The sequence below is a fragment of the Shewanella sp. P1-14-1 genome, from assembly GCF_001401775.1.
Taxonomy (GTDB): domain Bacteria; phylum Pseudomonadota; class Gammaproteobacteria; order Enterobacterales; family Shewanellaceae; genus Shewanella; species Shewanella japonica.
Window position 1 is genome coordinate 1 of record NZ_LKTL01000037.1, and the last position, 12,139, is coordinate 12,139.

At 39.2% G+C, this 12,139-nt stretch carries 15 protein-coding genes; 9 read left to right on the forward strand and 6 right to left on the reverse strand.

Going from position 1 to position 12,139, the window contains the following annotated elements; genetic code table 11:
* Positions 1-476: 476 nt before the first annotated feature.
* Both rfaH and AN944_RS19555 read right to left on the reverse strand, forming a co-directional pair.
* A complete protein-coding gene (gene rfaH / locus AN944_RS19550) occupies positions 477-971 on the reverse strand; it encodes a transcription/translation regulatory transformer protein RfaH (RefSeq protein WP_055026333.1) in 495 nt (164 codons plus the stop codon).
* A gap of 307 nt (positions 972-1,278) precedes the next feature.
* Entirely contained in the window at positions 1,279-1,839 is a 561-nt protein-coding gene (locus AN944_RS19555) for a DUF4136 domain-containing protein (RefSeq protein ID WP_055026334.1), read from the reverse strand.
* Positions 1,840-2,123: 284 nt separating this feature from the next.
* Here AN944_RS19555 and yciH point away from each other — a divergent pair, with 284 nt between their 5' ends.
* From yciH to ruvX, 3 genes are all read left to right on the forward strand, one after another.
* Positions 2,124-2,453, forward strand: coding sequence for a stress response translation initiation inhibitor YciH (gene yciH / locus AN944_RS19560; RefSeq protein ID WP_055026335.1), 330 nt, complete (start codon positions 2,124-2,126; stop codon positions 2,451-2,453).
* A gap of 94 nt (positions 2,454-2,547) precedes the next feature.
* Positions 2,548-3,108, forward strand: coding sequence for a YqgE/AlgH family protein (locus tag AN944_RS19565; RefSeq protein ID WP_055026336.1), 561 nt, complete (start codon positions 2,548-2,550; stop codon positions 3,106-3,108).
* Positions 3,109-3,175: 67 nt separating this feature from the next.
* The gene (gene ruvX, locus AN944_RS19570) at positions 3,176-3,604 is read left to right on the forward strand and encodes a Holliday junction resolvase RuvX (RefSeq protein ID WP_055026337.1); all 429 of its coding nucleotides are present in this window, start codon (positions 3,176-3,178) and stop codon (positions 3,602-3,604) included.
* 145 nt (positions 3,605-3,749) lie between these two features.
* On the opposite strand, the gene hemH is transcribed toward ruvX, so the two are convergent.
* The 4 genes from hemH to AN944_RS19590 all read right to left on the reverse strand — a co-directional run bounded on the left by hemH (position 3,750) and on the right by AN944_RS19590 (position 7,835).
* The gene (gene hemH / locus AN944_RS19575; protein ID WP_055026338.1) at positions 3,750-4,763 is read right to left on the reverse strand and encodes a ferrochelatase; all 1,014 of its coding nucleotides are present in this window, start codon (positions 4,761-4,763) and stop codon (positions 3,750-3,752) included.
* Positions 4,764-4,912: 149 nt separating this feature from the next.
* Complete coding sequence (locus AN944_RS19580) at positions 4,913-5,455, reverse strand: glutathione peroxidase (RefSeq protein WP_055026339.1); 543 nt, start codon at positions 5,453-5,455, stop codon at positions 4,913-4,915.
* A 217-nt stretch (positions 5,456-5,672) separates the two neighbouring features.
* On the reverse strand, positions 5,673-6,785 hold the full coding sequence (locus AN944_RS19585; protein ID WP_055026340.1) for a PilT/PilU family type 4a pilus ATPase: 1,113 nt from the start codon (positions 6,783-6,785) through the stop codon (positions 5,673-5,675).
* Between the two features lie 12 nt (positions 6,786-6,797).
* Positions 6,798-7,835 (reverse strand): type IV pilus twitching motility protein PilT, encoded by a 1,038-nt coding sequence (locus AN944_RS19590; RefSeq protein ID WP_055026341.1) that lies wholly within the window; start codon positions 7,833-7,835, stop codon positions 6,798-6,800.
* 35 nt (positions 7,836-7,870) lie between these two features.
* On the opposite strand from AN944_RS19590, the gene AN944_RS19595 reads away from it, so the two are divergent.
* The 6 genes from AN944_RS19595 to rdgB all read left to right on the forward strand — a co-directional run bounded on the left by AN944_RS19595 (position 7,871) and on the right by rdgB (position 12,139).
* Positions 7,871-8,560: a YggS family pyridoxal phosphate-dependent enzyme gene (locus AN944_RS19595; RefSeq protein WP_055026342.1), complete on the forward strand. Its 690-nt coding sequence runs from the start codon at positions 7,871-7,873 to the stop codon at positions 8,558-8,560.
* 210 nt (positions 8,561-8,770) lie between these two features.
* On the forward strand, positions 8,771-9,589 hold the full coding sequence (gene proC, locus AN944_RS19600; RefSeq protein ID WP_055026343.1) for a pyrroline-5-carboxylate reductase: 819 nt from the start codon (positions 8,771-8,773) through the stop codon (positions 9,587-9,589).
* A 175-nt stretch (positions 9,590-9,764) separates the two neighbouring features.
* Positions 9,765-10,313 (forward strand): YggT family protein, encoded by a 549-nt coding sequence (locus AN944_RS19605; protein ID WP_055026344.1) that lies wholly within the window; start codon positions 9,765-9,767, stop codon positions 10,311-10,313.
* 122 nt (positions 10,314-10,435) lie between these two features.
* The gene (yggU, locus tag AN944_RS19610) at positions 10,436-10,729 is read left to right on the forward strand and encodes a DUF167 family protein YggU (protein ID WP_055026345.1); all 294 of its coding nucleotides are present in this window, start codon (positions 10,436-10,438) and stop codon (positions 10,727-10,729) included.
* Between the two features lie 198 nt (positions 10,730-10,927).
* Positions 10,928-11,362, forward strand: a complete 435-nt coding sequence (locus AN944_RS19615) for a DUF4426 domain-containing protein (protein WP_055026346.1) — start codon at positions 10,928-10,930, stop codon at positions 11,360-11,362.
* Between the two features lie 180 nt (positions 11,363-11,542).
* Positions 11,543-12,139: an RdgB/HAM1 family non-canonical purine NTP pyrophosphatase gene (gene rdgB / locus AN944_RS19620; RefSeq protein WP_055026347.1), complete on the forward strand. Its 597-nt coding sequence runs from the start codon at positions 11,543-11,545 to the stop codon at positions 12,137-12,139.

Consider the following 12,139-nt stretch of genomic DNA (forward strand, 5'->3'; position numbering starts at 1 on the left):
ACGCTACCGACCCGCGTGGCGGCCAGAGACCTTCGGCTTTCGCTAAACGAATGAAATTATTCATTCGATGTCCTTCGGACACGCTACCGCCCATAGATTACGGCTTCTATAGTGCCCATCGAAAATTCGATATTCATATTTGTAAAAAAACTGACTAAAACAACCATTTTGTACTAGTTCTTTTTAGTAAGTCATCTCAATTTCGAAATGTACTATATCTTATTCTATGTTGTTTGTTAGTTGAAAAATTCAAATGACTCTAATGGACTTATTGATAGCATCATTCACTAAATCGGATGTTGCTACCTTTCTGCTAATCACACTCATTCAAAATAACAAACAAAACACCAACCAATATCTTACATCGTTAAAATGCAGGCCAAAACAATAGCGAATATCTTACAAGAAAAATTGTCAATATCTCACCCGGCTAAAGCTTTAAAATCTATTTGCTCACTCATTCACATAAACAGCCTCTAAAGCACTTTTTTAATACTCGCTTCTTCTACTGACATGCGCTTTTGCTGCCCCATAATATTAAATAAAACGAAACAGCGCTTTTCGGCATTTTTCTCTTCAAAAATCGCTTCTAAATCCACAAACGGCCCGTCAGTAAACTTAACTTTATCGCCGTGTTGCAAACCATTATCGATATCCGGCTTGTGTTGTTTTACTCTATTTTTAATACCTTGAATGATCCTGTTATCAATTGCTGTCATATCTTCACGACAACCAATTATCCTTGACGCACCACGAGTTGAGTGAATGCGGCTAACGCTCACTTCTGTAGGATCAAAATAGATAAATAAATAACAAGGGAATAGCGGTACTTCAACAAGCTTGGTTTTTCCTTGAGATGTTTTCTCTTCTTGAATGACAGGTAAATAGCTTTCAATTTGTTGCATGGCTAAATTTTGTTGCGCACGTCTCTCATTACGTGGTTTACAATATAACAAATACCATGACTTCATCTTAATTACTCTTCATTCATCCAGTGGTGACTTCCTTTATCACCAAGCTGCAGATTTTAGCAAAGCTGGTAATGTAAAGAAATGTCTTTTGGCTTTTATGCTCCTATTTGGCGAGTTTTGATACAAAAAAATACTTTGCCGCTATGTAAACGCACATTCCAAATTGCATTCAATTTTAAATAAAAAGAAATACAAACAAAAAAGCCACCTCAAATACCAGGTGGCTTAACAATCACTAATACAATGTCTTACTAGATTTCTATCAAAATCTAGCAGAGATAAAATGCTAAACTAAATACCGTTAAAATTAGTTACTCTCTGGCTTTGGCGGAAAATTCAACATCACTTGCCCTATCGCATGATTGATAATTTCTACGCGTTCTTCAGGCGTATTTTGATCGCGAATCGTATCTGCAACACTGCCACGCCAAACCAGCTTGCCAGTTTCTTTATCAACAAAATCGATAATTAACGTGCCAACTTCATATTCGCGAACTGTTGTTTGCGTATTGATACCTGCACCGCCCCAGCCACGACGCCCATAATATGGGTAATAGCCATAACTGGTGTTGAATGTGTCAACGTTAATCTTTTTATCCACTTTGGTAAGGTAGTTAACAAGTATATCGGCGTTTTCAACGTCTACCTTAGATAAGCCTTTTTGAGTCAGCTGGTTATTCACTGCATCTCTAACACGTTGATCCATCAAACCATCAAGATGGTATGTGCTGTCTTCAGTTTTCTTTTCTACCCAAGCAAAACTTTTGTATTGGTCGAACGAAACTGCTGGATCATAATCAGAGTTCGTTTTTAATGTACTACATGCACTTAATGCTAAAACAGCTGCGGCAACGAAAAGCTTTTTCATAGTGTCTCCAAACGATAACGAGCTAAAGGCTTGTTTCATTTACGATGTAAGATGGATTCATGATTAATATTTAGCTTACCTAGGTAAGTCTTAATCATCAACCGATAATATAAACAAAATGTGTCTACACAAGCTAAATGCAACGCTTAGGCTTTCCATCGTTTTACTGATAAACAATTTAGCTAGTATCAAGTCAATTTATCCTAAAGCGGCAAACGAAGGAGCTTTAGCGTCCTGATTTAGTTTGCTAAACTGGTATTAACACCCCATGACTTCTGTTTATTATGAGAATCGATCCAAACATATCATTAGTTTATAGCACTGATGGCGGCAAAATAGACCAGCCCAAACAAGAAGAAGTAATTCCTCAAGGTGATGGGATTGTCCGCATACATAAAGACAGTAAAGGACGTAAAGGAAAAGGCGTAAGTGTAATTAAAGGCTTAGGGCTTGATGCTAAAGCGCTTAAAGCGCTAGCTCAGAAGCTAAAAAAGCAATGTGGCTGTGGCGGAACAGTAAAAGGATTCGATATTGAAGTACAAACTGACGATAGAGAAAAAATCAAAGTCCTGCTAGAGAAACAAAATTACACTGTGAAGCTTGCTGGAGGTTAAAGACCTCAATAACCTTAATTTACAAATTTAAGGTATAGCTTTTATTTTTTTAAACGATTGCCGCATTCTATTTTAATTTGTGAAAGGAAAACTTATGGATAGCTTACAAGGTCACCTTTTAATTGCTATGCCGTCATTAGAAGATACCTTCTTTGAACGTTCTGTTATCTATATTTGTGAGCATAACGATAAAGGTGCAATGGGCGTGATGATTAACCGCCCTACCAATATCGTGATTGATGAGTTACTCGACCAAATAGGACTAACCAAAGAGTCCGAACTGAGTTTGGATTTAGAAGGGCCGGTATTGTTAGGTGGCCCTGTCGATACAGACAGAGGCTTTGTATTACATACGCCACAAGAACAATGGGTTAATAGTGAGGCGATAAGCGACTTTTGTATGCTTACCACGTCACGTGACGTACTCAATGCCCTCGGCACTAATGAATCACCATCACAATTTGTTGTGGCATTAGGTTACTCTGGTTGGAGTAAAGATCAGCTTGAACAAGAACTTGCTGAAAACACCTGGTTGACGATACCCGCCACATCAGAGTTACTATTTTGCCAAGATCATGAAGCATTATGGGCAGAGGCAACTAAAAAGCTCGGATTTGATATTTGGCAAATATCTTCTCAAGTCGGTCATTCATAATACTCGCCACAATTGTTTAGCTAAATGTTGAACATTATTTTAAGACTAATATAAGGCATTGATTTCTATGCAATCAAAAACCGTTTTAGGTTTTGACTTTGGTACCAAAAGTATCGGTGTTGCTGTAGGACAAGAAGTAACAGCAAGCGCCGCCCCCGTGTCAGCCATAAAAGCTAACGACGGTATTCCTAATTGGGATGAAATAGAAGCAGTTATCAAAGAATGGAAACCTGACTTTATTGTTGTCGGGTTACCGTTAAACATGGACGGAACTGAGCAGGAAATGACCCAACGGGCACGGAAATTTGCTAACAGAGTCAGTGGCCGTTTTGGTATTAAAGTCGTCACCCAGGATGAGCGCTTAACCACTACCGATGCCAAAGCTCGTTTGTTCGAACTCGGTGGTTATAAAAAGCTAACAAAAGGCCAAGTTGATGCGGTATCGGCCGTGTTAATCATCGAAAGCTATTTTGAAAACCAGTTTCTCGAAAACTAATATTGCTGAAAACTAATAATTTGAAAATCAGGACTCTGATTAATACTGTCTGCTTTAAAAGACCGGCAAAATAACAAAACAATGCAATAGCAAGAGAAACAATAAAGGAGCCAAACGGCTCCTTTAATTTACTTATAACGGACAATTATAGGTATGGCTTAACCAAGTTCGCCATCATATTAATATGGGCATCATTGTCATTCAAACACTCAATATAGCGGAACTTCTTACCTCCCGCCTCTTCGAAGACTTCACGATTTTCGCCTTTAATTTCTTCTAAGGTTTCTAAGCAATCGGCACTAAACGCAGGGCACACGACAGCGATATCATTAACACCTTCTTTAGGTAATGCTTCCATTGTTGCGTCAGTATAAGGCTGTAGCCATTTCGCTTTACCAAAACGAGACTGGAAAGTCATAACGTATTCTTTCTCGTCTAAGCCTAGCTTTTCTACCACTAATCGCGTTGTTTTTACACAAAAGCAATAATATGGATCGCCTAAATGTAAATTACGCTCTGGCATTCCATGATATGACAATACTAATTTTTCAGGTTTTCCGTTAGCATCGAAATCAGCTTGAATTGATTCAGCTAAGGCATCAATAAAAGTCGGATCGTCATGGTATGTATTAATGAAATGCAGTGCAGGAATGTAGCGCCATTTGCATAACTCTTTTGCAATAGCATCAAATGCTGAAGCGGTTGTTGGTGCTGCATATTGAGGATATAGCGGCAATACAATTACTCTATCAATTCCATCCTTGTGCATTTTTTGCAGTACAGATGGCGTTGAGGGGTTACCATATCGCATCGCTAAATGAACTGAGGAATCAACCTCGTTATCTTCAAATAATTTGGCTAGTTTTTGTTGCTGGCGCACACTAATGTCCATTAGCGGCGAGCCCTCATCTGTCCAAACTTCTTTGTAAAGCGCCGCTGACTTAGCAGGGCGAACACGTAAAATAATCCCGTGTAAGATGATCATCCAAACTAATTTCGGAATTTCGACAACACGTGGATCTGATAAAAACTCAGCAAGGTAGCGTCTAACTGCTGAAGGGGTTGGATCATCTGGCGTCCCCAAGTTCATTAATAATACGCCAGTCTTACCGCGAGACTTGTGACCGTCTTCTTTACTTAAACCAGAAAATTTATACAAAACTATCTCCGAAAAAAGTCACTCACCACTTTGTTGCTGAGATTCAAACAACAATATGGTGAATTTTAGAGGCTATTAACTAACACAGTTATTGATTCCTTAGCAGCGTAATCAAACTGTAAACAAATAGTTTCAATAGCAATGAAAATTTATAAAACAGACTCTATCGCTTTTTTCATCTCTTCGCTATCCGGTTTTACTCGAGAGTTGAATTGCTGCACACTTTCACCATCTGCACTGACTAAGTATTTGTAAAAATTCCATTTAGGTGCTGCGGTTTTGTCACCTAAATAGGCAAACACAGAATTAACATCATTACCTCTAACTGCCGATGTCGACACCATAGTAAAAGTCACGCCATAATTTAAAAAGCACACATCTGCAGTTTTTGCTTCATCATCTTCTTCTTGAAAAAAGTCATCTGATGGAAAGCCAATCACAACGAGATCATCCTGATATTGTTTGTGAACCGCCTCTAATGCTTCAAATTGAGGGGTAAAACCACAATTACTGGCCGTGTTCACAATAAGCACCGGCTTTCCTTGAGTTAATTCACATAAATCAACCGTTTCTTCAGAGTGCAACTTGCGCGCTTCTACATTTAAATAGTCTGGGCAAGAATTAGCAAAAGTAACGCCGCTAAGTAATGTAGTAGATGCTAGCAGGCTTGTTATTAATAATTTGTTTTTCATAATATTCCCTTTTGAAATTTTTTAATTTTTTAATTTTTTACAATACCTTGATGGTAAGAAGTTAGCATGAATCTTGTTATGCCAATACGGTATAAACCTGCTGAAGGTTCAACATTTGTTGAAAAATTTTAGCTAAATTAAAAACAAAAAAACCAAAGTAAACGATAGCTTACCTTGGTTTTATATTGTGAATCACTGACAGGTATTAAGCATTCAACTAATCCATGTCTAACGTGACACCATCCATAATGCCAGAACTGCTACTCTCATTATTTTGCAGTTTTATCATTAGGCGTAAATCGTTTGGAGAATCAGCATGATGCAGCGCATCTGCATAGCTGATTTCTTTTTCTAAGTATAAATCCAATAACGCTTGGTCAAAAGTCTGCATGCCCTGCTCTCGTGACTTACTCATGGTTTCTTTGAGCAAATGCAGCTCATTTTTTGCAATCAAACTCGCCACACGAGGCGTGTTGATTAACACTTCAATAGCAGCGCGACGCCCAGAGCCATCTGATTTCGGCACAAGCTGTTGAGCGACAATGCCACGTAAGTTTAGCGACAAATCGAACAAGAGTTGGTTATGCTTATTTTCAGGCACTAAATGCATAATACGGTCTAACGCTTGGTTAGCATTGTTAGCATGGAGTGTTGCCATACATAAGTGACCCGTTTCAGCAAATGACAGCGCAAACTCCATGGTTTCTTGAGTTCGAATTTCACCAATCAAAATAACATCTGGCGCCTGACGAAGTGAGCTTTTAAGCGCAGCATCAAAAGAGTCAGTGTCTATACCGACTTCTCGCTGAGTAATAATGCTTTTACGATGGTCATGCACAAATTCCACTGGGTCTTCAATCGTTAAAATATGACCTCGAGCATGTGAATTACGATAACCAACAAGCGATGCCAACGAGGTTGATTTACCAGTACCGGTACCACCGACCATAATAATCAGACCACGTTTACTCATGACCAAATCTTTTAAAATGGGCGGTAGCTTTAAATCTTCAACTTCTGGGATTTTTGTTTCAATACGGCGCATCACACAACCAGGTGATTCACGTTGCCAAAAAGCACTAACACGAAAACGGCCTAATTCTTTAGCCGCAAAAGCAAAGTTACATTCGCGAGATTCATGAAACTCTTGTTTTTGCACATCAGTCATTAAAGACTCTACAAAATCTAACGACTGCTCAGGCGTAAAACTGCTTTCTGATAACGGTCTTAATTCACCATCAATTTTTGCACTCGGCGGAAATCCCGCGGTAACAAATAAATCTGATGCTTTACGGTCTACCATGACCTTTAAAAAAGGACGAACATCCATCTGCTTTATCCCTTAAAAGTTAGCTTGTTTATTTGAGCTTTTAGACATCGCATCATCACGGCTAATTAAGCCACGGTTAACTAAGTTTTGTAAGCATTGCTCAAGTGTTTGCATTCCGTGCGCCATACCGGTTTGAATAGCAGAGTACATTTGCGCGACTTTATCTTCACGAATTAGGTTTCTAATCGCGGGTGTGCCCATCATAATTTCATGGGCAGCGACTCGGCCACCACCGACTTTCTTAATCAAGGTTTGCGAAATTACCGCCTGTAATGATTCAGATAACATAGTACGTACCATGTCTTTCTCACCCGCTGGGAATACATCCACAATACGGTCAACGGTTTTAGCCGCTGAAGTTGTATGCAAGGTGCCAAATACTAAATGACCGGTTTCTGCTGCTGTCATTGCTAAGCGAATGGTTTCAAGGTCACGCATCTCACCAACAAGAATGACATCAGGATCTTCACGAAGTGCACTTCGAAGCGCCGCTTCAAAACTATGGGTATGCTTGTGTACTTCACGTTGGTTGACCAAACATTGTTTGTTTTGGTGAACGAATTCTATTGGGTCTTCAATAGTTAATATGTGATCATGACGTTCATTATTAATATAATCGACCATCGCAGCCAATGTGGTTGATTTACCCGAACCAGTAGGCCCTGTAACCAAAACAAGCCCACGAGGAAAACTCGAAATCTTCTTAAAGATTTCAGGTGCGCCTAATTGCTCTAATGATAAAATATCACTTGGAATGGTACGAAATACCGCACCAGCACCACGAGATTGGTTATAAGCATTCACACGAAAACGAGCTAAGTTAGGCACTTCAAATGAGAAATCGATTTCTAGATGTTCTTCATAGTCCTTACGTTGCTTATCATTCATGATGTCATACACCAGACCATGAACTGCTTGGTGGTCTAAGGCAGGTAGATTAATCTTTCTGACTTCACCATCAACTCGAATCATCGGCGAAACACCTGCTGAAAGGTGTAGATCCGAGGCATTGTGTTTTACACTAAAGGCAAGTAACTCAGTTATTTCCATGGTCAATGACATCCATTTAAACAAATAAAAACAATATGACAACAATAGCAGACCGAATATCAATCGCCCAGAGCCAAATTGCTCAAGCGGCGCAAAATTGTTCACGTAACAGTGAAGAAGTCACTTTGCTTGCAGTAAGTAAGACAAAACCTATTTCAGATATTATCGCCGCCTACGAAGCTGGCCAGCGTTGTTTTGGTGAAAACTACGTCCAAGAAGGTGAAGAAAAAGTCATTGCACTTAAGCAAGACTACGCTGATATAGAGTGGCATTTTATTGGCCCGCTTCAATCAAATAAATCACGGATTATTGCTGAACACTTTGATTGGATGCACACTGTGAGTCGAGAAAAAATCGCTAAACGATTAAATGATCAGCGGCCAGCAACCAAAGCACCTTTGCAAATATGTATTCAAGTCAATATCAGTAATGAAGACACTAAGTCTGGACTGCAAGCCAGTGAAATAAACGCATTAGCAAATGCCATCAGTCAACTTCCAAACCTAACTTTGCGTGGCTTGATGGCAATTCCAACGGCTACAGATGACATTAATGTGCAAAAAGCGGAATTTACCAAGCTTCAAGCGCTTTACCATCAACTGCAAAATGATTATCCAACGGTCGATACACTGTCGATGGGAATGAGCAATGACTTAGCCGTAGCCATCGCTCATGGTTCTACCATGGTAAGAATTGGAACCGCCATTTTTGGCTCTAGAAAATAATTAAGGTTGCCGTTTCATCCTAGGCTCCTTTAGTACGATTAAATGCATATAAGTTATGAATATTTTTTAACCTCTAGTGACTTGTAAAAAGTCACTTGCACCCAAATATATTATTTAACCGTATTTAGAAATGTCGTATGAATACCAATAACGCATTATCTGTAAACACATTAACCACGACTCACCCTACAATAAAAGCGATCTTAATTTATGACTCAAGCAAAAATCTGTTTTATTGGCGCAGGAAATATGCCTCGTTCAATTATTAGCGGACTGATTTCAAATGGATATCCTGCAGAGCTTGTGCATGCAACTAACCCAAGTGTGGGAAAGCTCGATGCGTTAAAAGCTGATTTTGGCATCCAAGTGTCTCATGACAATATTGTTGCAGCTCAAGCTGCTGATGTGATTGTGCTCAGTGTGAAACCGCAATTAATGCAAATGGTTTGTGAGCAAATGAGCCACCTAGATTTATCAAGTAAGTTAATGATTACTATCGCGGCAGGTATTCCAGCATCTCGCTACCAAGATTACTTTAAACAACCCATTAAACTCGTCCGCACCATGCCAAATACCCCAACTCAAATTGGTGCTGGCATGACAGGACTCTTTGCAGATGAATCGATTTCAGCTGCTAACAAACAAATATGTGAAACCTTAATGCAAAGCGGTGGTAAAACAGTTTGGGTAAAACAAGAAGATGAGTTAAATCAGGTCATCGCACTTGCTGGTAGTTCACCCGCTTACTTCTTCTTATTTATTGAGTCTATGATTCAGCACGGCGTTAAAACAGGTCTAGATGAAGTCACTGCGCGCGAGCTTGCCCAGCAAGCAGCTTTAGGGGCTGCTCAAATGGTGGTTCAAAACCCACAGCTATCACTTGAAGAGTTACGCACTAATGTCACCTCAAAAGGTGGGACAACCGCTCAAGCAGTTGACACTTTTGAGCAAGGAAACTTACGGGGTTTAGTCGACCAAGCTATGACAAACTGCAAAAAACGCGCAGAAGAAATGGCAAAAACGTTTTAAATTAATGCTGTTTCAGCCAAACTGATGATATTCCATTACGTTTGGTAACGTATTAAGGCAATATTCAGTAAGAAATCCGATAATAGGCTTTATTAATTGATGACTTATTAACGTGGTTTACTGCTAAACGAGTTATATCAGCTATTTAAAAATTGTAACAACAGGGCTCAACAAAATGAATGCAATGCAATTTCTGGTCACCACCATCTTTGACCTCTATTTAATGGTGGTCATTTTACGCTTTTGGTTACAACTCGCCAGAGCAGACTTCTACAATCCTTTTAGCCAGTTTGTAGTTAAAGCGACACAACCTATTATTGTTCCAATGCGCCGCGTTTTACCTTCAATTGGTAGTATTGACACTGCTTCAATTGCACTGGCATTTTTAGTGGTTGTGCTCAAATTTGTCACACTAGGCCTATTGGTCGATTTTAAAATCGATGCCGTTTCACTCATCATCTTGTCAGCAGTATCGGTAATAAAAGAAGCTGGTATGCTGCTTTTCTGGGTATTGATTATTCGTGCATTGTTAAGCTGGTTCAATCAAGGCCATAACCCTATTGTGATGGTAATGGATCAACTTACAGAGCCATTTTTACGCCCGGTACGTAAAATATTGCCTCCAATGGGTGGTCTTGATTTATCAGTCATGATTGTTCTGATTGCAATGAACTTTATCAATATCTTATTTGCGCAATACATTCCATATTGGAACATAGTGTAAAGGCACTCATGCTTATATGTACTTAGCACCTTTGCTTAATATAGTCAGCAATACTTAAGCAATGTTTGTAACGACTTATCAGTTAATAATTAAAGGGCTATCATTAATTAAAGGGCTATAGCATTAATAAGGCCATTACTCAGCAGCAAGATGGTTTGCTGCTGAACCTTTATGTTCAACCAAAAGCTAGCAGAGATACTATCGTTGGCTTGCATGGCCATGAGTTAAAAATCGCAATTACTGCGCCACCTGTTGACGGTAAAGCCAATCAACATTTAATCAAGTATCTCGCTAAATCCTTTAAAGTCAGTAAATCGGATGTAATGCTGCTAAAAGGACTTCAAGGGCGCCACAAACAAGTCAAAATAATCCAACCAAAACAGCTACCAGAAGCAATATCCGCCCTTTTGAGTTAAGCTCATTTCAGCTTTTGTACTTATCATTTTGTATCTACAACATGCACAATATAATCAGCACCTTACATTTCGAAACGATTAAAATAAGGTCGGCGAAGGGAAAATTCTCTATACTTATAAAATAAAGATTATTGTTAAGCTTATGTGCTTGCAAGCTGTTCAGTCAGTAAACACATAAGTTAATTGAGGACGTTAGTTATGTTGCGAACAATTTTATTGAGCTTGTTACTCAGCCTTACCGTAATAAGTCATGCTTTTGCTGAGCAAAAACAGCAAGTCGGAAATTTTGATATTCACTACATGGCGTTAAGCAGCACCTTTATCACGCCTAGTATTGCCAAAACCTATGGTATTGAACGAAGCAATTACAATGGCATTGTTAATATTGCAGTGTTAGATACCAGCCAAGAAGGCAACCCACCTGTTGCAGTTGAGATATCAGGGATAGCTAACAACTTACTTGATGCAAGAATCACGCTTGATTTTAAAGAAATAAAAGAAGGCAAAGCCATTTATTACATTGCCCAAGTTCCTTACCGCGACGATCAAGAAATTAATTTCAACATAGCCATAAAATATGGCAATAAACTCAATACTTCAGTCAAGTTCAAACAAAAATTCTATGTTGAATAGTTAGGCGGAGCCCCAATAACAGTCTGATATGAATTAAAGCCAATAACCTTCAGTATTGGCTTTAATTCATTTGGTCAATGGATAAATAATCTTCCCAAAGCGTTACTCTCTTGATTCAAACTATCTATCATTTGTGCCCTTAGGTATCATTAGCAAAATTTTTCTTATCAAGGTCTTTTCATGCAACAGATTGTCTTAGCCAGTGGCAACAAAGGTAAGCTTAAAGAGTTCGATCAAATGTTGGCTAAATTCAACATTCAAGTTTTACCGCAGAACCAATTTAACGTACCAGAAGTGGCAGAAACAGGAACAACTTTCATCGAAAACGCCATTATCAAAGCAAGGCATGCCGCCGAAGTGACTGGCAAGCCAGCCATTGCTGATGACTCTGGTCTTGAGGTGGATGCATTGCAAGGTGCACCTGGAATATACTCAGCAAGATATGGCGGTGAAAACGCTACAGAAAAAGACAGATACTTAAAATTACTCAATGCTCTTGAGGGTCAATCAAACCGCAATGCACGTTTTCAATGTGTACTGGTTTATATGCGTCATGCAAAAGATCCAACCCCTATCGTTTGTCAAGCTGCATGGGAAGGACAAATTAGTATTGCGCCACAAGGCGAACAAGGTCATGGCTACGATCCTGTATTTATTCCACATGGTTTTGACTGTTCAGCAGCAGAACTGACTAGCGAGCAAAAAAATCAATTAAGCCACCGTGGCTTAGCCTTGGATTTGCTAGTAGATGCATTAAAAGCGAAAGGAATTATTTAA

Excerpts from the sequence above, each read along its gene's own strand:
- rfaH (WP_055026333.1), bottom strand. The coding sequence starts at position 971 with ATGAAGTCATGGTATTTGTTATATTGTAAACCACGTAATGAGAGACGT.
- AN944_RS19555 (WP_055026334.1), bottom strand. The coding sequence starts at position 1,839 with ATGAAAAAGCTTTTCGTTGCCGCAGCTGTTTTAGCATTAAGTGCATGT.
- yciH (WP_055026335.1), top strand. The coding sequence starts at position 2,124 with ATGAGAATCGATCCAAACATATCATTAGTTTATAGCACTGATGGCGGC.
- AN944_RS19565 (WP_055026336.1), top strand. The coding sequence starts at position 2,548 with ATGGATAGCTTACAAGGTCACCTTTTAATTGCTATGCCGTCATTAGAA.
- ruvX (WP_055026337.1), top strand. The coding sequence starts at position 3,176 with ATGCAATCAAAAACCGTTTTAGGTTTTGACTTTGGTACCAAAAGTATC.
- AN944_RS19580 (WP_055026339.1), bottom strand. The coding sequence starts at position 5,455 with ATGAAAAACAAATTATTAATAACAAGCCTGCTAGCATCTACTACATTA.
- AN944_RS19585 (WP_055026340.1), bottom strand. The coding sequence starts at position 6,785 with ATGGATGTTCGTCCTTTTTTAAAGGTCATGGTAGACCGTAAAGCATCA.
- AN944_RS19590 (WP_055026341.1), bottom strand. The coding sequence starts at position 7,835 with ATGGAAATAACTGAGTTACTTGCCTTTAGTGTAAAACACAATGCCTCG.
- AN944_RS19595 (WP_055026342.1), top strand. The coding sequence starts at position 7,871 with ATGACAACAATAGCAGACCGAATATCAATCGCCCAGAGCCAAATTGCT.
- proC (WP_055026343.1), top strand. The coding sequence starts at position 8,771 with ATGACTCAAGCAAAAATCTGTTTTATTGGCGCAGGAAATATGCCTCGT.
- AN944_RS19605 (WP_055026344.1), top strand. The coding sequence starts at position 9,765 with ATGAATGCAATGCAATTTCTGGTCACCACCATCTTTGACCTCTATTTA.
- AN944_RS19615 (WP_055026346.1), top strand. The coding sequence starts at position 10,928 with ATGTTGCGAACAATTTTATTGAGCTTGTTACTCAGCCTTACCGTAATA.
- rdgB (WP_055026347.1), top strand. The coding sequence starts at position 11,543 with ATGCAACAGATTGTCTTAGCCAGTGGCAACAAAGGTAAGCTTAAAGAG.